The sequence below is a fragment of the Ensifer sp. Root142 genome (assembly GCF_001426785.1).
GTDB classification, from domain to species: domain Bacteria; phylum Pseudomonadota; class Alphaproteobacteria; order Rhizobiales; family Rhizobiaceae; genus Ensifer; species Ensifer canadensis.
The window spans coordinates 14,562-38,120 of record NZ_LMFK01000048.1; the positions used below are offsets into that span (position 1 = coordinate 14,562).

25 protein-coding genes are annotated in these 23,559 nt (G+C 61.5%); 12 read left to right on the forward strand and 13 right to left on the reverse strand.

What is annotated here, in order from left to right; all coding sequences use genetic code 11:
* Nucleotides 1–41: 41 nt before the first annotated feature.
* The 3 genes from ASD52_RS33680 to ASD52_RS33690 all read right to left on the reverse strand — a co-directional run bounded on the left by ASD52_RS33680 (nt 42) and on the right by ASD52_RS33690 (nt 2,926).
* Nucleotides 42–968 (reverse strand): prephenate/arogenate dehydrogenase family protein, encoded by a 927-nt coding sequence (locus ASD52_RS33680; protein ID WP_025424646.1) that lies wholly within the window; start codon nt 966–968, stop codon nt 42–44.
* Nucleotides 965–2,071: a histidinol-phosphate transaminase gene (hisC, locus tag ASD52_RS33685; protein ID WP_025424647.1), complete on the reverse strand. Its 1,107-nt coding sequence runs from the start codon at nt 2,069–2,071 to the stop codon at nt 965–967. The genes ASD52_RS33680 and hisC overlap by 4 nt, the downstream gene beginning before the upstream one ends.
* Before the next feature lie 90 nt (nt 2,072–2,161).
* Nucleotides 2,162–2,926, reverse strand: a complete 765-nt coding sequence (locus tag ASD52_RS33690; RefSeq protein WP_025424648.1) for a class I SAM-dependent methyltransferase — start codon at nt 2,924–2,926, stop codon at nt 2,162–2,164.
* Nucleotides 2,927–3,108: 182 nt separating this feature from the next.
* On the opposite strand from ASD52_RS33690, the gene gloB reads away from it, so the two are divergent.
* Nucleotides 3,109–3,879, forward strand: coding sequence for a hydroxyacylglutathione hydrolase (gloB, locus tag ASD52_RS33695; RefSeq protein ID WP_025424649.1), 771 nt, complete (start codon nt 3,109–3,111; stop codon nt 3,877–3,879).
* A complete protein-coding gene (locus ASD52_RS33700; RefSeq protein WP_025424650.1) occupies nt 3,879–4,322 on the forward strand; it encodes a cupin domain-containing protein in 444 nt (147 codons plus the stop codon). Before gloB ends, ASD52_RS33700 begins: the two co-directional genes overlap by 1 nt.
* 43 nt (nt 4,323–4,365) lie before the next feature.
* On the opposite strand, the gene ASD52_RS33705 is transcribed toward ASD52_RS33700, so the two are convergent.
* The gene (locus ASD52_RS33705; protein WP_025424651.1) at nt 4,366–5,256 is read right to left on the reverse strand and encodes an EamA family transporter; all 891 of its coding nucleotides are present in this window, start codon (nt 5,254–5,256) and stop codon (nt 4,366–4,368) included.
* 216 nt (nt 5,257–5,472) lie between these two features.
* Nucleotides 5,473–6,249, reverse strand: a complete 777-nt coding sequence (locus ASD52_RS33710; protein WP_025424652.1) for a DUF3108 domain-containing protein — start codon at nt 6,247–6,249, stop codon at nt 5,473–5,475.
* Between the two features lie 389 nt (nt 6,250–6,638).
* Between ASD52_RS33710 and rpmB the strand changes: the two genes are divergently transcribed.
* Nucleotides 6,639–6,935, forward strand: coding sequence for a 50S ribosomal protein L28 (rpmB, locus tag ASD52_RS33715; protein ID WP_025424653.1), 297 nt, complete (start codon nt 6,639–6,641; stop codon nt 6,933–6,935).
* Nucleotides 6,936–7,086: 151 nt separating this feature from the next.
* Complete coding sequence (locus tag ASD52_RS33720; protein WP_025424654.1) at nt 7,087–7,725, forward strand: queuosine precursor transporter; 639 nt, start codon at nt 7,087–7,089, stop codon at nt 7,723–7,725.
* A gap of 148 nt (nt 7,726–7,873) precedes the next feature.
* On the opposite strand, the gene ASD52_RS33725 is transcribed toward ASD52_RS33720, so the two are convergent.
* The 4 genes from ASD52_RS33725 to ASD52_RS33740 all read right to left on the reverse strand — a co-directional run bounded on the left by ASD52_RS33725 (nt 7,874) and on the right by ASD52_RS33740 (nt 12,681).
* Nucleotides 7,874–8,866 (reverse strand): esterase-like activity of phytase family protein, encoded by a 993-nt coding sequence (locus ASD52_RS33725; protein WP_025424655.1) that lies wholly within the window; start codon nt 8,864–8,866, stop codon nt 7,874–7,876.
* Nucleotides 8,867–8,976: 110 nt separating this feature from the next.
* Nucleotides 8,977–10,872, reverse strand: coding sequence for a cobaltochelatase subunit CobT (cobT, locus tag ASD52_RS33730; RefSeq protein WP_025424656.1), 1,896 nt, complete (start codon nt 10,870–10,872; stop codon nt 8,977–8,979).
* Between the two features lie 103 nt (nt 10,873–10,975).
* Nucleotides 10,976–11,971, reverse strand: a complete 996-nt coding sequence (gene cobS / locus ASD52_RS33735) for a cobaltochelatase subunit CobS (RefSeq protein ID WP_025424657.1) — start codon at nt 11,969–11,971, stop codon at nt 10,976–10,978.
* Between the two features lie 74 nt (nt 11,972–12,045).
* A complete protein-coding gene (locus ASD52_RS33740) occupies nt 12,046–12,681 on the reverse strand; it encodes a J domain-containing protein (RefSeq protein ID WP_025424658.1) in 636 nt (211 codons plus the stop codon).
* Between the two features lie 143 nt (nt 12,682–12,824).
* On the opposite strand from ASD52_RS33740, the gene ASD52_RS33745 reads away from it, so the two are divergent.
* On the forward strand, nt 12,825–13,106 hold the full coding sequence (locus ASD52_RS33745; protein WP_057217890.1) for a BolA family transcriptional regulator: 282 nt from the start codon (nt 12,825–12,827) through the stop codon (nt 13,104–13,106).
* A 3-nt stretch (nt 13,107–13,109) separates the two neighbouring features.
* On the opposite strand, the gene ASD52_RS33750 is transcribed toward ASD52_RS33745, so the two are convergent.
* Genes ASD52_RS33750 through ASD52_RS33760 form a run of 3 tightly spaced genes read right to left on the reverse strand, consistent with a single transcriptional unit; the run spans nt 13,110 to nt 16,130 of the window.
* Nucleotides 13,110–14,417: an HlyC/CorC family transporter gene (locus tag ASD52_RS33750; protein WP_025424660.1), complete on the reverse strand. Its 1,308-nt coding sequence runs from the start codon at nt 14,415–14,417 to the stop codon at nt 13,110–13,112.
* Nucleotides 14,414–15,547, reverse strand: coding sequence for a 3-dehydroquinate synthase (aroB, locus tag ASD52_RS33755; protein WP_025424661.1), 1,134 nt, complete (start codon nt 15,545–15,547; stop codon nt 14,414–14,416). Before aroB ends, ASD52_RS33750 begins: the two co-directional genes overlap by 4 nt.
* Nucleotides 15,540–16,130, reverse strand: a complete 591-nt coding sequence (locus ASD52_RS33760; RefSeq protein ID WP_025424662.1) for a shikimate kinase — start codon at nt 16,128–16,130, stop codon at nt 15,540–15,542. The genes aroB and ASD52_RS33760 overlap by 8 nt, the downstream gene beginning before the upstream one ends.
* Nucleotides 16,131–16,371: 241 nt before the next feature.
* On the opposite strand from ASD52_RS33760, the gene ASD52_RS39505 reads away from it, so the two are divergent.
* From ASD52_RS39505 to ASD52_RS33790, 7 genes are all read left to right on the forward strand, one after another.
* Nucleotides 16,372–16,521, forward strand: coding sequence for a hypothetical protein (locus tag ASD52_RS39505; protein ID WP_025424663.1), 150 nt, complete (start codon nt 16,372–16,374; stop codon nt 16,519–16,521).
* Nucleotides 16,518–17,480, forward strand: coding sequence for a site-specific tyrosine recombinase XerD (xerD, locus tag ASD52_RS33765; protein ID WP_025424664.1), 963 nt, complete (start codon nt 16,518–16,520; stop codon nt 17,478–17,480). Before ASD52_RS39505 ends, xerD begins: the two co-directional genes overlap by 4 nt.
* Nucleotides 17,481–17,544: 64 nt before the next feature.
* On the forward strand, nt 17,545–18,498 hold the full coding sequence (locus ASD52_RS33770; RefSeq protein ID WP_025424665.1) for an acetyl-CoA carboxylase carboxyltransferase subunit alpha: 954 nt from the start codon (nt 17,545–17,547) through the stop codon (nt 18,496–18,498).
* 209 nt (nt 18,499–18,707) lie between these two features.
* Nucleotides 18,708–20,156, forward strand: coding sequence for a murein L,D-transpeptidase family protein (locus tag ASD52_RS33775; RefSeq protein WP_025424666.1), 1,449 nt, complete (start codon nt 18,708–18,710; stop codon nt 20,154–20,156).
* The gene (locus ASD52_RS33780; RefSeq protein WP_025424667.1) at nt 20,156–20,392 is read left to right on the forward strand and encodes a sulfurtransferase TusA family protein; all 237 of its coding nucleotides are present in this window, start codon (nt 20,156–20,158) and stop codon (nt 20,390–20,392) included. Before ASD52_RS33775 ends, ASD52_RS33780 begins: the two co-directional genes overlap by 1 nt.
* A gap of 178 nt (nt 20,393–20,570) precedes the next feature.
* A complete protein-coding gene (locus tag ASD52_RS33785) occupies nt 20,571–20,756 on the forward strand; it encodes a hypothetical protein (protein WP_025424668.1) in 186 nt (61 codons plus the stop codon).
* Between the two features lie 225 nt (nt 20,757–20,981).
* Nucleotides 20,982–22,475 carry a histidine kinase gene (locus ASD52_RS33790; RefSeq protein WP_025424669.1) on the forward strand — a complete coding sequence of 498 codons (1,494 nt, stop codon included), beginning with the start codon at nt 20,982–20,984 and terminating at the stop codon, nt 22,473–22,475.
* Between the two features lie 39 nt (nt 22,476–22,514).
* Here ASD52_RS33790 and ASD52_RS33795 read toward each other — a convergent pair whose 3' ends face one another.
* Complete coding sequence (locus tag ASD52_RS33795) at nt 22,515–23,195, reverse strand: response regulator transcription factor (RefSeq protein ID WP_025424670.1); 681 nt, start codon at nt 23,193–23,195, stop codon at nt 22,515–22,517.
* Nucleotides 23,196–23,559 lie beyond the last annotated feature (364 nt).

Below are 23,559 nucleotides of genomic sequence, written 5' to 3' on the forward strand. Positions count from 1 at the left end.
GGGCGTGGATGATCCACGCCCCGGGCTCTTTCGTTTATCGGCTACTTCTGATCCATCGCGTGACGGCCGAAGTCCGGCATGGCCGTGTCCTGACCTGCCTGGATGATCGACCGCCGGATCGCGCGGGTGCGGGTGAAGAGATCGAACAGCTTGTCGCCGTCGCCCCAGCGGATTGCCCGCTGCAGATAGGCGAGGTCCTCGGAAAACCGCGACAGCATTTCGAGGATCGCGTCCTTGTTGTGCAGGCAGACGTCGCGCCACATGGTTGGGTCGGACGCGGCCAGGCGGGTGAAGTCGCGGAAACCGGACGCGGAATATTTGATGACTTCGGATTCGGTCACCGCTTCCAGATCGTCCGCCGTGCCGACGATGTTGTAGGCGATGATGTGCGGTAGGTGCGAGACGATCGCCAGCACCTTGTCGTGATGCTCGGCATCCATTTGCTCGACCATAGAACCAAGCGTTTCCCAGAACAGCCGCAGCCGCGCGATCGCTTCCTCGTCCTGGCCGTCCGGCGGCGTCAGGATGCACCAGCGACCGCGGAAGAGGCCGACGAAGCCGGCGTCCGGACCGGAATGCTCGGTACCGGCGATCGGATGCCCTGGCACGAAATGAACCGTGGCGGGCAGATGCGGCGCCATCTGGGCGATGACCGAGCCCTTGGTCGAGCCGACATCGGTGACGATCGCGCCAGGCTTCAGGTGGGCGGCGATTTCCGCGGCCACCGCACCGGACGCACCGACAGGCACCGACACGATGACGAGATCGGCACCGCGCACCGCATCGGCAGCCGACAGCGTATAGCGATCGCCAAGGCCAAGCTCCTCGGCGCGCGAAAGCGTCGCTTCGCTGCGGGTCGAGATCACCAGGGTTTGGGCGAGCTGCTTGTCTCGGATTTCCCGGGCGATCGATGAGCCGATGAGGCCGATGCCGATAAGTGCGATCGTTTCAAACTGCTGTGTCATCATTTCCGTCCCATGAATTCTGTCAGTGCCGCGATCACGCCCTCATTGGCTTCCTGCGAGCCGATGGTCATGCGCAGGGCATTGGGAAAGCCGTAGGCCGCAATCGCACGCAGGATGTAGCCGCGATGAGTGAGGAACGTATCCGCGTCGTTCGCACGCATGCCGTCCTCGTCCGGGAAATGGATGAGCACGAAGTTGGTAACCGATAGCGTGATCGTGAGACCGATCGATTCCACCGCGCGGCTGACACGCTCCAGCCAGACGAGGTTATGGTCGACCGCCTCAGCGACGAAGGCCTGATCGCGCACGGCCGCGGCACCGGCTGCAATCGCCGCCGCACTGAGGTTGAACGGCCCGCGCACGCGATCGACCGCGTCGATCACTTGCGGCGGAGCGTACATCCAGCCGATACGCAGACCGGCAAGACCGTAGATCTTGGAGAACGTCCGGGTCATGACGACGTTGCGGTTGGCCGACACCAGTTCGAGCCCGGCCGCATAATCGTTGCGCCGAACATATTCGGCATAGGCGGCATCGAGCACCAGAAGCACGCCCTCGGGCAGGCCCGCATGCAGACGGCGAACTTCGTCGACGGGAATATAGGTTCCAGTCGGGTTCGCCGGATTGGCGATGAAGACGATCTTCGTGCGCTCGGTGACCGCCGCGAGAATGGCATCGACGTCGACGGTCGCGTTGCGCTCCTTGACCATGACCGGCGTACCGCCGGCGGCCATGATCTGGATCTTGTAGACCACGAACCCGTGCTCCGTGATGATGCCTTCGTCGCCGGGCGCCAGATAGGTGTGGCACAGGAGACCGAGCAGTTCGTCCGAGCCGTTGCCGCACAGGATGTTTGCCGGGTTGAGCCCGTGCACAGCACCGATCGCCGCGCGCAGCGCCTGGGCCTGGCCGTCGGGGTAGCGCTCCAGGTTGAAGGCCGCGGCCTGGAAGGCCTCGATCGCCCTGGGGCTGGCGCCGAGTGGCGTCTCGTTGGACGAGAGCTTGTGGACCTTGGCGACACCGGGGGCATGCTCCTTGCCGGGCACATAGGCGGCAATGTCCAGAATGCCGGGACGCGGCTGCGGGCTCTTCGAGGCAAGGCTCATCGGATCAGCTTTCAAGGCAGGAAATGAGGCCAAGCCAATACCGGCGCAATCGGCATTTGTCGAGGGTCGGCAAGCCCGGCAGAGTGGCGATCAAGGCTGGGCGCGCGGGCGCTCCCGGGTGCTCGGGATACCCTGTGGCGCCAGCACCGGCACGAACACGCGCCGCGACGCACGCGCGGCAACCGGCAGGCCCTGATAAAGCCGCTTCTGCGCCTCCACCACGATCACGCCCGAGAAGACCGGCCAGAGCGAGCGGCCAAGCCGCTCGAAGCCCCGGCGCAGGCGCAGGATCATCTTCAGCTTCGACGGCGGGAAGAACAGTGCCTCCGACGAGGCGCCGGGTGTGAAGTTCGTCTCGCGCAGAAGCGCCGTCAGCTGACCGCGCGAATAGGGCCGCCCCGAGCCGAACGGCGTATGCTCCATGCGCGCCCAGACACCACGACGATTGGGCACGACGATCACCAGCCGGCCGCCCGGCGCCAGCACCCGCCAGATCTCCTTCATCGTCTCGCGCGGGCTTTCGGCAAATTCCAGCGAATGCACCATCAAAACCCGGTCGATGGAAGAATCGGGCAGCGGCAATTCCTCGTCGAACACCAGCGCGGTCGACGACAACTCGGCAACCGGCCAGTTCACCGCCCCCTGCCCCGCCGGCATGAAAGCAAAGGTCCGCTCCGTGTCCTTCCGGAAACGCTCGAGATAGGGCACGGCATAGCCGAGCCCGACAAGCCGCTCCTCGGGCAGGCGCGCCCAGACCGAAGACAGCGCAATGGTGACGGACTGTTCGGCCATGCGGCCCAGTTCGGAGTGATAGAATTCTCGGAGGTCGACGATATCGGTGTGCATGCGCAACATGTTAGCCTTGAAGCGGTAGACTTCAAGGCAAGCCTCGCTACATTCGGCGGCAGTCACCACAGCACCGCATGCTCATAGAGCGTGCAAAGGGGCGCTGTAGCGTTAAACTCGCCGCATGATTTGTCCTTTGATCGACCGCGATCGAAGGCGCCTGCAGCAGAAGCCCGATCGGAAGACACGCCATGGCCGCGCTCGAACTTGACCTCTTTCTTTGCCGCACCGACAATTTCGGCGTGCTGCTGCACGATCCGGTAAGCGGCGCCACCGCCTCGATCGACGCGCCCGAGGAGCAGCCGATCCTGGAGGCCCTGGAGCGGCGTGGCTGGACGCTCACCCATATCCTCACCACCCATCACCACGGAGACCATGTCGCGGCCAACGTCGCGCTCAAGGATCGTTTCGGCGCCACCATCATCGGGCCGGCGGCAGAGGCGGCCAATATCCCCGGCATCGACAGGAGCGTGCGTCACGCTGAACGCTTCGATTTTGCCGGCCACCCGGTCGACGTCATCGAGACGCCCGGCCACACCGCCGGCCATATCTGTTTCCACCTTCCTGAGGATAAGCTGCTCTTTGCCGCCGACACCCTGTTTGCGCTCGGCTGCGGCCGCCTGTTCGAGGGAACGCCGGAAACGATGTGGCAGTCGCTCAGCCGACTTCTCGCCCTGCCCGACGACACTACTGTTTATTTCGGCCACGAATACACGCTGTCGAACGCCCATTTCGCCGTGACGATCGACCCGGACAATGATGCATTGAGGGAGCGTGCGGCCGAGATCGAAGAAACCCGCTGCGATGGCGGCTTTACGGCGCCGACGACCATCGGCCTCGAAAGGCGCACCAACCCGTTCCTGCGCGCCGCCGACCCGAAGATCCGCGCGCATCTCGGCATGGAAGGGGCGACCGATGCGGCTGTCTTTGCCGAAATCCGCAAGCGCAAGGATAATTTCTGATGACGGCCGATCAGGAACTGACGCCGGCCGCCATCATCGAGATCCTTGGGCTGACGCGCCACCCCGAAGGGGGCTGGTATGTGCAGACCTTCCGCGACGCCAACGGCGGGCCGCGCGGCCACTCGACGGCGATCTACTATCTGCTGGAGCGCGGCGAGCGCTCGCACTGGCATCGGGTACGTGACGCCGCCGAGGTCTGGCATCACTATGCTGGCGCGCCGCTGGAGCTCAGCATTGCCGCCGACAGCGAGCCTGCAACGGTTCTGCGCCTCGGCCCCGGCATTCTCGGCGGCGAGCGCCCACAGGGGCTCGTGCCGCCCAACTGGTGGCAATCCGCCGTCTCGCTCGGCGACTGGACGCTTGTCGGCTGCACGGTGGCGCCGGGCTTCGATTTCTCAGTCTTCGAGATGGCGGCCCCCGACTGGGCGCCGCCTGAGAAATAGAGCATTTTCAGGAAAAGTGTGAAGCGGTTTTCCGCCCGGAAGGTTACTCTGCCGGCTGCACCGCCGTGCGCGCCTTACGAAAGATCATGTCCTTGGCCGCCAGCACCGCGCCGCCCGTCACGAAAAGGCATGCGGCGGCGATACGCCATGACGGCTCGGCAAAACCGAACAGGATGAGGATCAGCGTCGACAGAACCGGTGCGGCGTAGCTGGCAACGCCGAGCAGCTGGATATTGCCGTTCTTGACGCCGAAGTCCCAGGCATAGAAGGCGGCACCGACCGGCAGCAGGCCGAGGCCCGCAACCGCCAGCCACTCGAACGTCGTTTCCGGCCAGACGGTCGTCTCGAGACCAAGATGGCAGACGAACGAGAGAAGCGATGTCGCCAGGCAGAAGCCGGTGACGACGTCGGTCGAGACCGCCTCGAAGCGGCGCGTCAGCAGCGAATAACCGGACCAGGTGAAGGCGCACAGCAGGGCTGCGCCGTACCCCATCAGATAGGCGTCGTCAAAGGCGATACCGTTGCGGGCGATGATCATGATCGTTCCCATCAGGCCGGCAAAAGCGCCGGCAACGTGGTACCAGCGCAGCCGCTCGCCCGGCAATAGGGCAGAGCCGACGACGATCAGCAGCGGCCAGAGATAGGCGATCAGACCGGCTTCGACAGCCGGCGCGTTGCGAAGTGCGGTAAAGTAGAGAAAGTGATAACCGAAAAGACCGGCGATGCCGGTGATCCAGACCTTCGCCGGCTGCTTCAACAGCGCCAGCCGCTCCGGCTTCAGCGCGAGAACGACGACCCCCGGAATGCTGCCGATGAGGAAACAGATGGCTGACAACTGGAACGGCGGCATCTTGCCGGATGCAGCGGTAAACAGCGCCAGGAGCGACCACATCAAAATGGCGGTTGCACCGATCAACGTTGCCTTGAATTTCATGTCTTATCCCCTCGTGCAGCCTCCAACTGCATAATTCCTTAGATCGGAATCGATTTAAGGAGAAAATTATGCAGCAAGCTTCAAGCGCTACAGCGCAGCACGTCACGTTTGACGCGCTGCGCTGTAGCGGAAACCGGCGCGGATAAAATCACGACTCGGCGCGAAATGTTAGTACTCGGCGTGAAATGTTAGTGATAATCTCCACCATTCGGTGGATCAACCGCCGAATCGCGTCGCGGAAACCGTCACGGGGCCAAGCTTGGTCGGGATGCGCACATAGACGGGCGCATAGACATCGACGACATCAGATTTGGCAAACCAGATTTCCATGGTCTGCAGCTGCCTGAGATATTCGACGTCTTCGCGCCCCTTCTTGTAGCCCGCCTTCGGAACAAAGCGGATGCCGCAGACGATCACCTCGCCTTCGAATCCCTTGGTCTTGAACGGCCTGGTCCCCCTCGCCGACAGCTTGATGTCGAGACGCGATTCGCCGTCGAAGATCGGAAGGGTATTGGGGCAGACGCGGGCATTACCGGGAATGATAAGGCCGGACAAGGGATCGAGCACGTTGCGCATGTCGCGCGAGGTCACCGGCACCCAGTTCTTCGGCAGCGGCGTGCGCTTCGGATTCATGCTGGCATGCACGACGTTGCCGTTGCTGTAGGTGACGCTGATCGCCCGGCCCTTCTTGCCGCTGCGATAGGACATCGAATATTCGTTTGCGCGCAGATAGTCGCGGCCGATGACGCCGGAAACACGGGTCTGCCCCGAAGTCCGGCTGAAAATGTCGACGAGGCCGGCCGAATGCAGCGTTCCTGATATCGTGTAGCGATTCTTTACAAGCGCCGTATGGAACGACGCTCTCGCAAGCGGCAAACCGGCAAGCGAGATGCTGTAATCCGTCTGATGTTCGATATCTGCAGCAAGCGATGCTGTGGAAAACATTGCCACTGACAACAGCGCTACCGCGCGAGAACCGATGCGCAACTTCATGCCCTGAGAGATCCATTACTCGAATGCCGTCGCCATGCCTTGGAATGCAGGTCGTTTACGGCTTTTCTACGCCTTTTCCGACAGATCCGGCGGCCGGAACGCTACCGCATCATGGACCTCTGCTGCATCCGCAGGACAACAGATAGCGCATCGTAAATCAGCTTGGAATGACTCGCGTGAAGCATTATTGTGGCCGCGATCGAGCTTGCCTGATGCAGAAACAGCCGGGAGAAACGGCGGTTTTCCGAGAATGCAAGAGGTTTGGCTTGACGGGCGGGCTGTCTCTGACTATAGAACCGCAACTTTCCAATAATGGCCAACAGGAACGCGGCCTGGGCTCTGGGCCCGCTACCGCATCGTCCGGCGGCGATAAAGAGAATAGGTGTACCATGTCCCGTAGTTGCGAATTGACCGGCAAGGGCGTCCAGTCGGGCAACAATGTCAGCCACGCCAACAACAAGACCAAGCGCAAGTTCCTTCCGAACCTGTGCAACGTCACGCTGATTTCCGATGCTCTCGGCCAGCGCTTCCGCCTGCGCGTTTCCGCAGCGGCTCTCCGCTCGGTTGAACACCGCGGTGGTCTTGACGCTTTCCTCGTGAAGGCCGACGAGAACGAGCTGAGCATGCGCGCTCGCCTGCTGCGCCGTCAGATCGTCAAGAAGAACGCTGAAGCCGCTGCCGCTTAATCAGCGCCAGCGTCTGTCTTCGACACGACTTTAAAAAGGCTTGCGGGTTTATCCGGCAAGCCTTTTTCTCGTGTTTAATTTGCAGATTTTCATCGGCCCGGCGTTCAAGCCTGGCTTCCGCTCAACTGGTGGCATCTCCCAGGATAAAAAAATGCTGATCAACCGCACGTTCTTCATCTATGTCGCGTTCATGACCTTGGTGGTCGTGGCCTCAAACTTCCTCGTTCAGTATCCGCTGCCGGGCTCGATCGCCGGCATGCAGCTCGGCGACCTCCTGACCTGGGGTGCCTTCAGCTATCCCTTCGCGTTCCTCGTCACCGACCTGACCAACCGCCATTTCGGCCCGCGCATTGCGCGTCGTGTCGTCGTTGTCGGCTTCCTCGTGGCGATCGTTCTGTCCTTCTTCGCAGCGACGCCGCGCATCGCCATCGCTTCCGGCTCCGCCTTCCTGTTCGGCCAGCTGCTTGATATCTCCGTGTTCAACAAGCTCCGCCGCCAGAGCTGGTGGCATGCGCCGCTGGCAGGCTCGCTGATCGGCTCGGCGCTCGACACGGCCATGTTCTTCTCCTTCGCCTTTGCGCCGTTCTTCGTGTTCTTTGGGCCGAATGACAGCTTTGCGCTGGAGACAGCACCGCTGCTCGGCATCCTTGCGACCGAGGCTCCGCGCTGGATCTCCTGGGCGCTCGGCGACCTGACGGTGAAGATCCTCTGCGGCATCATCATGCTTTTGCCCTACGGCGCGCTGATGAGCGTGATCAAGCCGATGCCATCAGGCAAGGCGACAGCCTGATACTACAGCGCAGCGCGTCTTATAGACGCGCAAAGGTCGCTGTAGCACTTTGAATTGCTGCATGTTTTGATCCTTAAATCGAATACGATTTCAGGAAACATGCAGCAGCAGAACAAGTGATTGATGACGGGGCCGAATGGCCCCGTTTTCATTTGATCAGGCGGAATTCCAGCATCAGATTGCGCTCGAGGATCGAGTGGTTGTCATCGGAGATGACGATGACGCGGACATCGCCACTGGCGCCAGCGACCACGTCGAGGCCCTCCATGTTGTCGATCTGATAGCCCATGTCGGCTTCGAGAATGACGTCGCCGTCGACCACGGCGCCAGGCCGAATGCTGGCTCCCGGAATGCGGCGGATGCGCATGCCGAGACCGGAGGCGAAGTTGAACCGACGTTCCAGCAGCAGAAGGTCGCCATCGGGCAGGAAAGCGCCGTCGGTAACGGCGTAGGGATCGGTACGGGTAACGGCAAAGGCGCCCTTCATCGGGCCATCGAGAATGCCTGCCAGAAGATTGTCCGCCTTGTCGACGCTGCGCTCGGACACGGTGACGGCAGCGCCGCCGAGCGGGCCATCCTTCGGCGAAATCGCCACGGTCTCAAGCCCGCCATTGTTGCGCAGCTCGGTTGTTGGAAATGGCAGCGGCATGCTGCCGACCGGCCCCGAAGTCGAGAAACCCGGATCCGGGTAGATATCGATGCGGTGGGCCTGCTCGTAGCTGACGATCACCTCGCCCTCGCGCAGTGCCAGACCTTCGGAATCCACCTTCCATTTCTCCAGCCCGACCGCGCCGCTCCTGTCCGCCATCGGTGTTGCCGTCAGGTCCGTGAGACCGGAAAGCCTGCCGTTCGCATCACGGATCACCGCCCCTTCGAGCCAATGCCCCGTATCCATGACGGCGACGAAGGAGGTGCCATCCGGCCGGAATCGGATCGCGGATACGGCGCCGAACAGCGCATTGGAAGACGTCATCTCCAGGCCGCCGATGAATTCCAGCTGACCGAACCGCGTCTGGTTGGAGCCGACCTTGAATGGGTCTATCTGCCGGCTGCGAATGGGCAGCGTCTCGCTGCCGCCGGCGGCCAAAGCCACGCCGGTCGAGGCCAACAGGGAAAGAACGAGGAGACCGCGGCCAAGCATCTGGGGGAGTTCCTTCGGGCGGGCAGAATAGGCGGGGAGGAGATGGCAACCGCGGCAGCGGCCTAGGGGATGAACGGGGCGACAGACGGTCGCCCCGGTTTCGCGAAAGATTAGCTAGCGCGGCGCATGCGCCCCGGACGGCGGCGCATGCTTTCGTCTTCGAACAGATCGGCGAGCTGCTCGGTCATCGCGCCGGCCAGTTCATCCGCATCGACGATGGTCACGGCGCGGCGATAATAGCGCGTTACGTCGTGACCGATGCCGATTGCCAAAAGCTCGACCGGCGAGCGCGTCTCGATCTGCTCGATCACGGCACGCAGGTGCCGTTCGAGATAGTTGCCCGGATTGACCGACAGCGTCGAGTCGTCGACCGGCGCGCCATCGGAAATCATCATCAGGATGCGGCGCTGCTCGCGCCGCGCCATCAGGCGCTCATGCGCCCAGATCAGCGCCTCGCCGTCGATGTTTTCCTTGAGCAAGCCCTCGCGCATCATCAGGCCGAGATTGCGGCGTGCACGCCGCCACGGCGCATCGGCCGACTTGTAGATGATATGGCGCAGATCGTTGAGGCGGCCCGGCGATTGTGGCTTGCCACCGGCCAGCCACTTCTCACGCGATTGCCCGCCCTTCCACGCCTTGGTGGTAAAGCCAAGGATCTCGACCTTGACGCCGCAGCGCTCCAGCGTGCGCGCAAGGATGTCGGCGCAGGTCGCGGCAACCGTGATCGGCCGGCCGCGCATGGAGCCGGAATTGTCGATCAGGAGGGTCACGACCGTATCGCGGAAATTGGTATCCTTCTCGCGCTTGAACGACAGCGGCTGCATCGGATCGATGACGATGCGCTGCAGGCGCGCAGTGTCGAGATAGCCCTCTTCCAGGTCGAACTCCCAAGAGCGGTTCTGCTGCGCCATCAGGCGGCGCTGTAGCCGGTTTGCAAGCCGCCCGACGGCACCTTGAAGGTGCGAGAGCTGCTTGTCGAGGAACGCGCGCAGCCGGTCGAGTTCCGCCTCGTCGCAGAGCTCTTCCGAGGCGATGGTCTCGTCGAACTCGCGGGTGAAGACGGTGTAGTCGACTTTCTCGTTGAAGTCGGCAAACGGCTGGTTCGGGCGCTTGACCTCGCCGGGCGTCTCGCTGTCCTCGTCACCCTCGTCCTGCAGGTCGTCGTCGGAGATCTCCGCGCCGTCCATCTCGCCTTCTTCCATCTGCTCTTCAGCAGCCTGGTTTTCGTCGGCAGGGGCCGCATCGTCGCCGGCTTCCTCGTCGCTGGCGTTTTCGTCCTGCTCCTGGCTGCGCGGCTGATCCTCGTCGGTCTCGCTTTCCTGCTCGTCCGGCTCGATGTCGTCGTCGCCGTATTTCTCGGCAACATCCATCGATGTCAGCATATCGCGCACGACGCGGGCGAAAGCCTGCTGGTCGTTGAGCGTCGACGACAGATTCTTGATGTCGCCGGCAGCCTTCTCCTCGATGAAGTCGCGCCAGAGATCGAGCACCTTACCGGCGGATGCCGGCGGCTTCTCGCCGGTCAGCTTCTCGCGCACCAGCAAAGCAACAGCCTCGCCGAGCGGTGCATCGGCCTGCTTGCTGATCGCGCCGAAATTGGCCTTGGAATATTTCTCTTCGAGCATCGAGCTCAGGTTCTTGGCAACGCCTTCCATGCGCAGCGAGCCGATCGCCTCGACACGCGCTTGCTCGACGGCATCGAAGATCACCCGCGCGTCGGCGCCCTGCGGCGACATCGTCGCGTGGACGCGTGCGTCATGACAGGCCTTGCGCAGCGCCATGCTGTCGCCGAGACCGCGCGTCACGGCAAGTTCCTGCCGCGTCGGCCGCTTGGAGATTTCGGGCAGACGGATGCGTTCGCCTGTTATGCCCGGTCGCTCGTTGGCAAAAGCCACCTCGACCTCGGCATCGCCCGCGATCGATCGGATGCAGCCGGAAAGCGCCCGCTTGAACGGTTCGGCTGCATTTTCGCGCGTGGTCGGCTTTGCCTTGGAGTTCGAGCTCACGACAGTTCCTTCTTCAGCCAGATGCGATGATGCCTGGTGGGGCATCATCGAGTTTGCCACAGGGTCACAAGTCCGCCTTTCCCGGGGAAAGACGGACGATGGATCAGGCGGTGGCTTCAAGCACGATGTTGGCAGCGCTTTCCTTCAGCTCGATGCCGAAAGCGCGCTGATAATGCTCGGCGACAAGCGCCCGCTCCAGCTCGTCGCACTTGTTGAGGAAGGTCACGCGGAAGGCAAAGGCGATATCGCCGAAGATATAGGCGTTCTCGGCCCAGGTGATGACCGTACGCGGGCTCATGACCGTCGACAGGTCGCCATTGATGAAGGCGGCGCGGGTAAGATCGGCAACGCGCACCATCTTCGATACCGTCTCGCGGCCCTTGTCGGCGGTAAAGCCCTTGACCTTGGCGGCGACGATATCGACTTCCTTGTCATGCGGCAGGTAGTTGAGCGTCGTCACGATCGACCAACGGTCCATCTGCGCCTGGTTGATCTGCTGCGTGCCATGGTAGAGGCCGGTGGTATCGCCGAGACCGACCGTGTTGGCGGTTGCAAACAGGCGGAATGCCGGGTGCGGACGAATGACGCGGCTCTGGTCGAGCAGCGTCAGGCGGCCGGAGGATTCCAGCACGCGCTGAATGACGAACATCACGTCCGGGCGGCCGGCATCGTATTCGTCGAAGACGAGCGCGACGTTGTGCTGGTAGGCCCAGGGAAGGATGCCGTCCTTGAACTCGGTGACCTGCAGGCCGTCCTTGACGACGATCGCGTCCTTGCCGACGAGGTCGATACGGCTGACATGGCTGTCGAGGTTGACGCGCACGCACGGCCAGTTGAGGCGCGCTGCGACCTGCTCGATGTGGGTGGACTTACCGGTTCCGTGATAACCCGAGACCATCACGCGTCGGTTATGGGCAAAGCCTGCGAGAATGGCGAGCGTGGTTTCGCGGTCGAAGAGGTAGTCCGGATCGAGATCCGGCACGTAGGCGTCGGCCTTCGAGTAGGCGGGAACGCGCAAATCCGTGTCAATGCCGAAAACGTCCCGAACCGAGACGGTTGTGTCGGGGAGGTTGGAAATGTCGAGGTCAATCTTGCTCATCATGTCTCCAGAGCGGCCACCGGACGGCACCCGCGCATTCGCCTGCAAAAGTGCTTCTGTAATAATCCGCGTTGTTAGCAGAAACCAGCCTGTTTTAACAATTGGTAGGCTTGAATTACTGCGCGAAAACGCTCCTCCGATCCCCTGTCCCCGCCATTGGCATCAGGGTGGTGTTTCTTGACCAGATCCTTGTAGGCCGCCTTGATATCGCTGGCTGTCGCCGAAGCGCTAAGGCCGAGCGTTTCATAGGCCTTGGCTTCGAGCGTCTTCAGCTTGCGCTGGCGCGGCTCAGGACGGCCGGCGCGCGCTTTTGCCTCACTGACGAACCCGAAGGGATCGCGCATGCGCGCCTGCGCCCCGGCAGAGCCCGAACGGGTCTGCGATTGGGTCGGACTATTCTTGGCATTCTTGTTGACGCCGACCGTCCAAGTCGGACGATGCCCGGTCACCGCTTCCTTCTGATAGCGCGCGACTTCGCTGTCGGACAGACCGGAGAAGTAGTTGTAGCCCTTGTTGTATTCCTTCACATGCTCGAAGCAGAACATGAAATACTGCCCCTCGGCGTTGCGGCCGACGGGTGCGCGATGAACGCCCTTCTTGTCGCAGCCGTCCCACTGACAGGTGGGGGCGGCCGGCTCTGCGCGCGGCTCGACCTTGCGCCGTGTCCGAATGCGATCGAAGTATTTTGAATCGAGTCTCATGGCGCTCATTATGGGGGTTGGCCGGGGCCACAACAAGAATTGACAAAGCGGAATGTTGCTGGCTTTGTGCGGGCATTTTGCGCCGCCTAGGCCGCGCTGCCGGACCCGACCAACATAAGGGCATCCAGCAACCAAGGAAATGGGACGGAAGAATGTCGCTGCGGGACACGATCGAACAGAAATTGACCGAAGCCTTCCACCCCGAACGGCTGGCCGTGATCAACGAGAGCCACCTGCATGCGGGTCATCATCCTGATTTCGACGGCGGCGGCGAAACCCACATGCGGGTCCGCATCGTTGCCGACGCCTTTGCCGGCATGAGCCGAGTGGCGCGCCATCGCGCCATCAACGACCTGTTGAAGCCCGAACTCGACGCCGGCCTGCACGCGCTGGCCGTCGAGCCTGCAGCCCCCGGTGAGCCGACGCGCTGGTAGGCATCAGCCGATCGGCGTCTGGTCCTCGGCCGGGCGGATCCTGAGTTTCGTGATCCGGTTCTTCACCCGCTTCATCACGATGAAGCGCTTGCCATGGAAGGTGAAGGCCTGGCGCTCCTCCGGGATGCTTTTCGACTCGTGGATCACCAAACCGGCGACCGTCGTCGCTTCCTCATCCGGCAGTGACCAGTCGAGCGCACGGTTGAGGTCACGGATCGGCACCGAGCCGTCGACCACGATGGACCCGTCTGCCTCCTGGCGAACACCCTGGATATCGAGATCGTGCTCGTCGGCGATATCACCGACGATCTCCTCCAGAATATCCTCCAGCGTCACCAGTCCCTGAACCTGACCGTATTCGTCGACGACGATAGCAAGATGCAGCTTGCGGCGCAGGAAGGCGTTGAGCTGGTCCTTGAGGTTGGTCGTGTCGGGGACGAACCAGGGTTTCTGCGCGATCTTGACGATGTCGAGGTTTTCCGGCTCGACATCCGGCTCGGCAAGCGCGCGCAGCAAATCTTTCGAATGCACCACCCCGATGATGTTGTCGGTGGAGCTCCGCCACAGCGGCAGGCGCGTGAACGGGCTCTGCAGGATATCGCGCACGCAGATTTCAGGCGGATCGTCGGCGTTGATCGCCCGCATATTGGTGCGGTGGATCATGATGTCGGAAATCTCGAGTTCCCCGAGATCGAGCACGCCGCCGAGCCGATCCCGGTCGGCCTTGATGACCGAGCCTTCGCGGTGCAGCAGGTCGACTGCGCCGCGCAGCTCGTCATGCGCCGAAAGCATCGACATGTCGGACGAAAGGTTGACGCCGAAGAGAAACAGGATGCGCCGCACGATGCCGTTGACAAGGCTCGACAGCGGCCCGGCCACGGCGACGAAGGGGCGAACCAGCGGCGCGACGGCAAGTGCAAAGCGATCCGGCGACGCAATCGCCCAACTCTTCGGCAGCACTTCGGAAAAAATTACCAACAGCACGGTCATGACGACCGTGGCGATCGCCACGCCCGAATTGCCGAGCAGGCCGATCAACAGGCTCGTCGTCAAGGACGAGGCGAGAATGTTGACGAGGTTGTTGCCGATCAAAAGCGCGCCGATCAGCCGATCGCGGCGCTCGATCAGGCGATTGACGATACCCGCCCGCTCGTCGCCATTGTTCTCAAGCGAATGCATGCGCGAGCGCGAAGCCGCAGTCAGAGCCGTTTCGGAGCCCGAAAAGAAAGCGGAAAACAATAGCAGGCAGAAGACCGCGGCAATCGACAGCCAGTATTCGCCGAGAAATGCCAGGAATGCTTCGCCGGTCATTGCGGGTGCTTTTCCCTCAGGAAGCTCAGGACCTCGGAGGCCGGCACATCGTCGGCGACGAAGGACTGGCCGATGCCCCGGGTCAGGATGAAGGTGAGCTTGCCGCCCTTGACCTTCTTGTCCTGGGCAATCGCGTCCATCAGCTTTTCAGCCGGCGGCAGGCTACCGGGGATTTCGGTCATGCGCGTCGGCAGGCCGACGGCTCTCAAGTGCGTTTCGACCCGGCTCGCATCATCGGCGCTCGCAAGGTTCATGCGCGTCGAGAATTGATGCGCCAGCACCATGCCGATCGCCACGCCCTCGCCATGCACCAGGCGGGCGCTGTCGTATTCGGTGGCGGCTTCCAGCGCGTGGCCGAAGGTGTGGCCGAGGTTGAGCAGTGCACGCAAACCGTTCTCGCGCTCGTCCGCCGCCACGACATCGGCCTTGGCCTGGCAGCTCACTGCGATTGCCTCGATGCGCGCAGCCCCGCCGGAAAACACCGCCTGCCAGTTTTTCTCCAGCCAGGCGAAGAAGTCCGGCTTGTCGATCAGCCCGTATTTCGCAACCTCGGCATAGCCGGCGCGGAATTCGCGCGGGCTCAGCGTGTCGAGCACATCCGTGTCGGCAAGCACCAGATCCGGCTGGTGGAAAACGCCGATCAGGTTCTTGCCGTGCGGCGAATTGATACCGGTCTTGCCGCCGACCGAGGAATCGACCTGCGCCAGCAGCGATGTCGGGATCTGGATGAAGCGCGAGCCGCGACGCACGATACCGGCCGCAAAGCCGGTCAGGTCGCCGATGACACCGCCGCCAAGCGCGATCACCGCGTCGTTGCGCTCGATCCGTGCACCGAGTATGGCTTCGCAGGCGGGAATGAGATGCTCGAAACTCTTGGTCTTTTCGCCCGCCGGCAACACCAGCGACACGGCTTCGATGTCTCTCTGCTTCAGGCTCGCCATCAGCGGTTCGAGATAGCGCGGACCGACGTTTTCGTCGGTGATGACGGCCACCTTGCGCCCCTTGAGGCGCGAGGCGATCTCGTTGCCGGCAGCAGCGATCAGCCCCGGACCGATCAGAATGTCATAGGAACGATCACCGAGATCGACGCGAACCTTGCGCTCGGCAGCAGGCATCACATGGCTATTCATCATTTGGCACTTTCCGGAAATCTATGACGGCGGTGAGAACGTCCTCCACCATCGTCTCCTTGCTCACATCGCGCGACATCACCGTCAGATCGGCTTCGGCGTAGATCGGGTAGCGGGCGCGCATCAGGTTTTCGAGCGTCTGCTTGGGGTTCTCGGTCTTCAACAGAGGACGTGTGTCGCGCTTGTTGACCCGCTCCCAGAGCACGTCCAATTCGGCATTGAGCCAGATCGTCAAGCCGCCGCGCTTGATCTGGCGGCGCGATCGCTCGTTGATATAGGCGCCGCCGCCGGTGGAAACGACACGGGGGCCGGTGCGCAGCAGGCGTTTCAACACACGTGCTTCCAGCGCCCGAAATTCGTCCTCGCCGTAGCGGGCAAAGAGATCGCTGATCGTCATGCGCGAGACGCGCTCGATCTCGTGGTCGGAATCGACGAAGGGAATGCCGAGCGCCTGCGCCGCCAACCGGCCGATCGCGGATTTTCCGGCGCCCATCAGGCCGATGAAAACGAGATTGCGTTTACCGAGCGCAAGCTTCGCCCGTTCGGCAAGCGTCGCGGAAACCGGTTCGATCACGTCGTTCATTGGACTTCTTATTCCCCATTCCCTTCCGGTATCGACAAATCGGGGTGGAGCGTCAAGCCGTCGCGCGCGTCCGTGCATGCTTCTTGAACTTGGCGAAAGGGGCGTTCATATAGATCGGGCATCTACCAAAGTGCGGCGCGTCCGGTCCAGCGCGCACACGGTTGCCCCAGCACATTCAACGGCTGCATGATTTTATCCTTAAATTCGTTCCGGTTTAAGGGATCCTGCGGAGGAAACTGAAATGCCCACCCTCTTCCGGTTCCTGTTCTTCTGCGGCGTCATCGCCGGGCTGATCTACGGCACGATGATCGCGCTCGTCACCTTCGTCGAGCCGGTCGAGCGCAACGTGACCGTGAAGATCCCATCCGAACGGGTCAACAAGACACAATGAGCGATCTTTCCGCGGCACACGTCGAGGCCTTCCTCGAAATGATGAGCGCCGAACGCGGCGCCGCCGTCAATACGCTGCAATCCTACGAGCGCGATCTGGAAGACGCCTTGTCCCACATGCGCGGCCGCGGAACGGGGCTGACGAGTGCGGCGACCGACGATCTCCGGCATTATCTCGCCCATCTGGCGGGCCAAGGCTTCAAGCCGTCCTCGCAGGCGCGCAGGCTGTCGGCGCTCAGGCAGTTCTACAAATTCCTCTATGCAGAAGGCCTGCGCACCGACGACCCGACAGGCATACTCGATGCGCCCAAAAAGGGTAGAAGCCTGCCGAAGACGCTGAGCATCGACGACGTGTCACGACTGATCGGCCGGGCCGAGACCGAAGCCGAGGCGACGGCAGGCGGACCGGAGCGGCTTTCCAAGCTGCGCATGCACGCTTTGATGGAGCTTCTTTATGCCACCGGCATGCGTGTCAGCGAACTGGTGTCGCTGCCCGCAAGCGTGCTCGCCCAGAACGGGCGCTTTCTCGTCGTCCGTGGCAAGGGCAACAAGGAGCGGCTGGTGCCGCTCTCCCAGGCCGCGATCCGCGCGATGCGTCTTTATGGGGCAGCCCTCGAAGAAGAAACGGCAAAAGCCGACAGGGGCGAGCGCGAAAGCCCGTGGCTGTTTCCGTCAACGGCAAAGGCAGGTTTTCTCCCCCGCCAGGTCTTTGCCCGCGACCTGAAATCACTGGCGGCGCGTGCCGGCATCCGCGTGGCGACGATCTCGCCGCATGTGCTGCGTCATGCCTTCGCCAGCCACCTGCTTGCCAACGGCGCCGACCTTCGTGCCGTCCAGGAACTGTTGGGTCACTCGGACATTTCGACGACACAAATCTATACACATGTTCTGGAAGAACGGCTGCACGACCTCGTGCAAAACCATCACCCTCTTGCCAAACAGGCGAAAAAACAGGATTAGGACCGCCGGGCAGGCTGGTTTCGGCCGGCAGATCCTTGTGGCAAAACGATCGGAAACGCATCTCATGCACAACTATCTCGATTTCGAAAAACCTATCTCCGACCTCGAAGGCAAGATTCTCGAACTGAAGAAGCTCGCTGGCGAAGACGAGAGTGTGAACACTTCGGATGAGGTCGAACGGCTCGAGACACGGGTCCGCGATGCGATGGCCGAGATCTATTCGAAGCTGACGCCGTGGCAGAAGACCCAGGTCGCCCGCCACCCCTCGCGTCCGCATTTCCTCGATTACGCCTCGGAACTGTTCACCGAGTTCACGTCGCTTGCCGGCGACCGCAACTATGGCAATGACGAGGCCATCCAGGCCGGGCTTGCGCGTTTTCGCGGCATGCCTGTCGCCGTCCTCGGTCAGGAAAAAGGCAGCGATACCAAGTCGCGCATCAAGCACAACTTCGGCAGCCCGCGCCCTGAAGGCTACCGCAAGGCGATCCGGGTCATGGAAATGGCCGACCGCTTCGGCCTGCCGCTGATCACGCTGATCGACACCGCCGGTGCCTATCCCGGCGTCGGCGCGGAAGAACGCGGCCAGGCGGAAGCCATCGCCCGCTCGACGGAAATGTGCCTGAACGTGCGCGTGCCGATCGTCACCGTCGTCATCGGCGAAGGCGGCTCCGGCGGCGCAATCGCGATCGCCACCGGCAACCGCGTCTATATGCTCGAGCATGCGATCTACAGCGTCATCTCGCCGGAAGGCGCAGCCTCGATCCTCTGGCGCGATTCGACCCGCGCCAAGGAAGCCGCCAGCAACATGAAGATCACCTCAGAGGACCTGAAGGCGCTCGGCGTGATCGACGGCATCATTCCCGAGCCTGTCGGTGGCGCGCACCGCGATCCGCAATCGGTGATCGCCCGCACCGGAACGGTGATTGCCGACGCTCTGAAGGAATTGTCCGGACGCAACGGCGACGAATTGCGCACCGATCGCCGACAGAAGTACCTGAATATCGGCCGGAACCTCTGATCCGACGCGATTGTTCGCCGAAAATTCGCAACCACAAATCGGACTGTGGCCAAATCTTGGCCATATTCGTACGGTCATGAACAACGGCGTGCGCAGCGTGCCCTGCAGGGTTAAGAATTCGTGAAGTATAATGGCTTACTGATTCCCTAAGGGCCCTTCTGCGAACGCGGCTCTCACTGACGAATTTTGGTTTGAACGGGCTTTCGCCGATGCGCTTGAGAAACCTTGTAGCCACCGCCGCTGTCGCCGCGCTGCTTGCCGGCTGCACCAACGATGCCCTGGATACGGCGACGGTCGATCTTTCGACTGTCAAGAACAAGACCGAATATCAGCTCTCGAGCAAGATGAGCGCCAAGATGAGCGAGCTCGGGATGCAGAAGACATCCCCGATCGCGCTGCGCATCTTCAAGGAAGAAGGCACGCTCGAAGTCTGGAAGGCCAACACGTCCAACCGCTTCCAGCTCTTGAAGAGCTACAAGATTTGCGCCTGGTCGGGCAAACTTGGTCCGAAGGTGAAAGAAGGCGACCGTCAGGCGCCGGAGGGCTTCTATCCGCTGTTCCCGCAGCAGCTGAATCCCAACTCGAAATACTATCTGGCGATCAACACCGGCTACCCCAACACCTATGACCGCGCCAACGGCCGTCAGGGTACGCATCTGATGATCCACGGCGCCTGTTCGTCGTCCGGCTGCTACTCGATGACCGACGAGCAGATGATCGAGATTTTCGCCATGGCGCGCGACGCCTTCAAGGGCGGACAGCAGAGCGTCCAGCTGCAGGCATTTCCTTTCCGCATGACCGCCGAGAACATGGCGCGTCATCGCAACAATCCCAACATCGATTTCTGGAACATGTTGAAGGTCGGCTACGATCAGTTCGAAGTCACCAAGCGTCCTCCGGAAATCAATGTCTGCGAGAAGAAATACGTCTTCAACCAGCAGGGCAGCGCCGCCTTCAACCCGGGCGGCACGTGCCCGGCGATGTCGACCCCACCTGCCTTGCAGATGGCCATGTCGACTTTCGAAAAGGGCTATAAGCTCGACTACGACAAGGCCATGAAGAAGTATGACGGCATGGTCTGGTATGAGCCGAGCGAGGCCGAGCGCAAGGCGATCGTCGCCAAGCAGCGCACCGGCCGCGAGCTTGCCTACGCGCCGACCGGCAATTCGATCGATGCCGGCAAGCTGATGAAGGCAAGCGACCTCGAAAAGAAGCTAGCCGCGCAGAAGGAAGCCGAAGAAACCAAGCTGGCTGTCGAGATCCAGAAGAAGGAACTGGAAAAGGCGACACAGGGTGGCACCCATGTGCCGGTTCCGGCCGCCAACCCGATCCCCCAGCCCGTGCTGCAGGCAGCCGTCGAGCAGCCGGCCAAGAAATCCTTCTGGAGCCTGTTCTCCAGGAGCGAACCCGCAGAACAGGCACCGGCACCCGTCGCCGAAGCTCCGGAGCAACAGGCTGCCGTTCAGCCGCAGACACAACCGGCAGGCACAGCGGCAAAGCAGACACGGTCGGCTGGAGCCCAGCAAAAGGTTCAGCCCGAGACGACCGCCGTGGCATCGGCAAATGCCGAAGGCGCCGTCGAGCCTGCAGCCGAAGCGCCTGTTGCCGTGGAGCAGCCACCGAAGAAGCGGCCGTTCTGGAAGATCTGGGGCAATTGATGCCTGGCGAAGAGAAGACGATTTACGACCTCAGGGGGCTTAAGTGCCCCCTTCCCGTTTTGAAGGCGCGCAAACGCATCGCCTCCATGGCTGCAGGCGCGCTGCTCGAGATCGAGACGACCGATCCGATGGCGGTGATCGATATCCCGCATTTCTGCCGGGAAGACGGCCACAGCCTCGAAGCGGCCTCGCCGGCCGACGGCGGTTATCGCTTTCTGATCCGCAAGGGCGCTTGAAGCCAAACAGCAGCGTCCTTGGTCTTGAACCGTCCGCACCGCGTCCCTTGTGTAATGCGTTCGCGCTGGCAGACCTGATGCGACGCATGCGCCCGTGGGTCGGGTTTCCTTGACGAAAGGCGTGGCCGTGTTGATAGGGCAATCGTCGTCGCGGTCCTCAGTGGAGCGGATGAGGGCGATGAAGCGCAAAATGGATCGGAATATCGTCCGCGGTTGCGAACTGGCCAGCCACCCCTATGAGCAACGGATCGTCATTCTCGAGCGGAACGGTGCTATCGCCACCCCCGGTGATCAGGTGAGACCATGGTGGAAGAATTGGACGCGCAGCGAAGCCGTCGTCAGCGCGACGAATAACGTCGTGTGATTTTCGCGACCAAAGGCCCGTTCGACCACCGACTAAGGTCCCCTAGAGTCGGACCTTAGTCGCCGCTAGATTTTGCAGGATCGTACAGAGTGAATGTCTGCCAAACTGACAACCAGCGTGCGAAATCCGATTTATCGCGTTTTTTGCCTGTGATGCCGGAATTGGCGGTCGCATTTTTAAAGAACAGGGAACATAAAAACACTAGCAGGTGATCGGGCAAATTTCATGGACTCCGTTGGGAACGACACAGAAACCGCCAAGCAAACCTTCCTGCTGAACCTGCGCCAGGCAGCAACCTTGAGAAACCTGCTGTCGACATTCCAGCGACTGCGGCTTGAGGTGCAGTTCATCATCATTGCCTCCTTCGTCGTTGTGGCGTTGATGATCGCACTCGCGGTCTGGACGACGAACCGTCTGGAAAAGACCGTCTTCAATAGCGTCGGCTCGCTCGGCGCTGCCTATCTCCAGACATTTGTTGCGCCGCTGATCTCCGAGGAGGACATCAAACGCGGCGTGCTGCCGCCATTCGTCGAAGACAAACTCAAGCAGCTGCTGGGCACCAGCGCGCTCGGCCAGCATGTCCACGAGCTGAAGATCTGGGGGCCAGACGGAAGCCTGATGTATTCGACTTCGGGCAAGGAGATCGACGAGGAGGTTGTCTTCGAAGAGCTACAGCGCGCCTTGGCGGGCGAGATCGTCGTTTCGCGTACGATGATCGAGAAACACGAATACACCGGTGACGAGCAGCGCGGCATGTACATCGAGGTCTACGCCCCGCTCGTGCGAAACGAAGCCGGCAAGGTGCTGTTGGTCGGTGAATTCTACGAGCGCCCCGATTTCCTGGTGGGCGAACTGTCGACGGCCTGGCGGGAGACGATCAGCATCGTGCTTCTCGTCTCGGTCCCGATGCTGGCGCTCCTCTTCCTGATCGTTCGTAGCGGCAGCCTGCTCATCGATCGCCAACACGCCGCCATCCGCCACAGCCTGCGACGCGCGCTGGAACTCTCCAACCAGAACCGACGGCTGCGTGGGGCTGCGGAAACGGCGCGGCTCGAGGCCGGCAAGCTCAATGAGATGATCCTCGACCAGATCGGTACGGATCTGCACGATGGTCCGGTCCAGCTGTTGACCTTGCTGAAGCTGAGGCTGAGCGATATGGCCACGCAACCGATCGGCGGCCAGTCAGCGGATCCGGTAAGGCGGCAGGATATCGACAAGCTGGTCAGTACGGTTACGACGGCACTTGAGGAGCTGAGGAACATTTCGACCGATCTCGTGCTGCCGGAGCTCGACGACATGTCGCTCAGCGACACGATCCAGCTTGCGGTAAGGCGGCACGTGGATGTCATCGGCCGCGAGATCGATGTTGTCGGACTGATCGCCTCGCAGACGGTCGATCCACACCTCAACATCTGCGTCTATCGTTTCATCCAGGAAGCCCTGATGAACAGCGAGCGACATGCGCCGGGCAACCGCCAGCACCTGCGCTACGGCACGCGCCATAACCGCCTCTTCATCACCGTGGCCGATGTGGGCACCGCACCATCGACGACTGTGTCCGTGCGCAGCACCGGCCGCACAGGGCTCGGCACCATCACGCAGAAGCGCCGCATTCGCGCATTTGGCGGTCGCATGCGTACCATCCGCCGGGCGAGCGGAACGGTGGTAACAGCGGTTCTGCCACTCGATCACAGCGGCGGCTCGTTCGATCGTCACTAGAGCATGTCGTCACCGCAAAACCGCTTTGCGCGACATGCGCTAGTTGATGCGCCGTGATGCGCTGCGTTCGGCAGAGCCGTCCGGCAACACATCCAGGCGCTGCGCCGCCAGCACCACTTCCACACGGTTCCTGACGTCGAGTTTCTGCATCAACACCGTCATGTAATGCTTGACGGTCTTTTCGCTGATATCGAGGCAGGCCGCTATTTCGCGGTTGGTGCTGCCACGCATGAGATGGCGAACGATCTGCTCTTCGCGCAGGCTCAGGCGTCGTTGTGCCTGGGATCGCCGACGGATTTCCGCTGTCTTCATGGCCATGATGACCTTGGTCGCGAACCCCGCCGTGATGAACGTTTCACCGTCATAGACCGTGCGTATGGCCTCGTGCAGGTCGCTGGCGCTGCTGCCCTTCAGCACATAGCCAGAGACCCCGTAGTTCAGGACTTGTATCGCGGTTTCAATGCTTGAATTTGCGGTGAAGACGATGATCCGCGTGTCTTTGTATTTTTGCGTAACCAGCTCGATAGCCGCAATGGCATCGCCGGGCATGCTCAAATCGAGCACGAGAACTTCAGGTGAAAATTCTTCAACTATTTTCAAAGCATCGACCGCGTTTTCGCCCTTCGCGACGATCTCGAGGTCACTTTTTCCAGAATATAAGCTGACCAGTCCTTCCAGGAGGATCGGATGGTCGTCAACAAATGCAACTGATATCGACATGGTCGTTGCTCTCCCTCCGCAACAAACATGCTAGTTCATCAGATCAGTGTTTTAAAGAAGACACTAACTTCTAGTTAATTTGGCAAGCACAGAAATATCGGTCCGACGTGGCGAAAGCCGCGGACTAAACATCGACAATACCGCGCAAATACTCGCCCTTTTTGATTTAAGAGGCCGACAAGCACCGTATGGGAAAAACCGGACAAAGGTTCGTTGACTTCAATCTTTACAGGCAGTTATAGATCTGACACCGCGTGTTCATTGGTGAATCCACGCGTCCATGGCACAAACATCGCCATTCTCAGAGCGGTTTCGGCAAGTTAGAAGTAAAGCCAAAATATTAGCCCAAAAATGTTTATGCGCC

What these genes read in the sequence shown, in the direction of transcription:
- ASD52_RS33690 (WP_025424648.1), bottom strand. Translation starts at nt 2,926, where the DNA reads ATGTTGCGCATGCACACCGATATCGTCGACCTCCGAGAATTCTATCAC.
- ASD52_RS33710 (WP_025424652.1), bottom strand. Translation starts at nt 6,249, where the DNA reads ATGAAGTTGCGCATCGGTTCTCGCGCGGTAGCGCTGTTGTCAGTGGCA.
- ASD52_RS33780 (WP_025424667.1), top strand. Translation starts at nt 20,156, where the DNA reads ATGCCTGGCGAAGAGAAGACGATTTACGACCTCAGGGGGCTTAAGTGC.
- ASD52_RS39505 (WP_025424663.1), top strand. Translation starts at nt 16,372, where the DNA reads ATGCCCACCCTCTTCCGGTTCCTGTTCTTCTGCGGCGTCATCGCCGGG.
- ASD52_RS33705 (WP_025424651.1), bottom strand. Translation starts at nt 5,256, where the DNA reads ATGAAATTCAAGGCAACGTTGATCGGTGCAACCGCCATTTTGATGTGG.
- ASD52_RS33720 (WP_025424654.1), top strand. Translation starts at nt 7,087, where the DNA reads ATGCTGATCAACCGCACGTTCTTCATCTATGTCGCGTTCATGACCTTG.
- ASD52_RS33680 (WP_025424646.1), bottom strand. Translation starts at nt 968, where the DNA reads ATGATGACACAGCAGTTTGAAACGATCGCACTTATCGGCATCGGCCTC.
- ASD52_RS33725 (WP_025424655.1), bottom strand. Translation starts at nt 8,866, where the DNA reads ATGCTTGGCCGCGGTCTCCTCGTTCTTTCCCTGTTGGCCTCGACCGGC.
- ASD52_RS33785 (WP_025424668.1), top strand. Translation starts at nt 20,571, where the DNA reads ATGAAGCGCAAAATGGATCGGAATATCGTCCGCGGTTGCGAACTGGCC.
- ASD52_RS33795 (WP_025424670.1), bottom strand. Translation starts at nt 23,195, where the DNA reads ATGTCGATATCAGTTGCATTTGTTGACGACCATCCGATCCTCCTGGAA.
- rpmB (WP_025424653.1), top strand. Translation starts at nt 6,639, where the DNA reads ATGTCCCGTAGTTGCGAATTGACCGGCAAGGGCGTCCAGTCGGGCAAC.
- ASD52_RS33700 (WP_025424650.1), top strand. Translation starts at nt 3,879, where the DNA reads ATGACGGCCGATCAGGAACTGACGCCGGCCGCCATCATCGAGATCCTT.
- ASD52_RS33740 (WP_025424658.1), bottom strand. Translation starts at nt 12,681, where the DNA reads ATGAGCGCCATGAGACTCGATTCAAAATACTTCGATCGCATTCGGACA.
- gloB (WP_025424649.1), top strand. Translation starts at nt 3,109, where the DNA reads ATGGCCGCGCTCGAACTTGACCTCTTTCTTTGCCGCACCGACAATTTC.
- ASD52_RS33775 (WP_025424666.1), top strand. Translation starts at nt 18,708, where the DNA reads ATGCGCTTGAGAAACCTTGTAGCCACCGCCGCTGTCGCCGCGCTGCTT.
- cobS (WP_025424657.1), bottom strand. Translation starts at nt 11,971, where the DNA reads ATGAGCAAGATTGACCTCGACATTTCCAACCTCCCCGACACAACCGTC.
- xerD (WP_025424664.1), top strand. Translation starts at nt 16,518, where the DNA reads ATGAGCGATCTTTCCGCGGCACACGTCGAGGCCTTCCTCGAAATGATG.
- ASD52_RS33750 (WP_025424660.1), bottom strand. Translation starts at nt 14,417, where the DNA reads ATGACCGGCGAAGCATTCCTGGCATTTCTCGGCGAATACTGGCTGTCG.
- aroB (WP_025424661.1), bottom strand. Translation starts at nt 15,547, where the DNA reads ATGAATAGCCATGTGATGCCTGCTGCCGAGCGCAAGGTTCGCGTCGAT.
- ASD52_RS33760 (WP_025424662.1), bottom strand. Translation starts at nt 16,130, where the DNA reads ATGAACGACGTGATCGAACCGGTTTCCGCGACGCTTGCCGAACGGGCG.
- ASD52_RS33770 (WP_025424665.1), top strand. Translation starts at nt 17,545, where the DNA reads ATGCACAACTATCTCGATTTCGAAAAACCTATCTCCGACCTCGAAGGC.
- ASD52_RS33745 (WP_057217890.1), top strand. Translation starts at nt 12,825, where the DNA reads ATGTCGCTGCGGGACACGATCGAACAGAAATTGACCGAAGCCTTCCAC.
- hisC (WP_025424647.1), bottom strand. Translation starts at nt 2,071, where the DNA reads ATGAGCCTTGCCTCGAAGAGCCCGCAGCCGCGTCCCGGCATTCTGGAC.
- ASD52_RS33790 (WP_025424669.1), top strand. Translation starts at nt 20,982, where the DNA reads ATGGACTCCGTTGGGAACGACACAGAAACCGCCAAGCAAACCTTCCTG.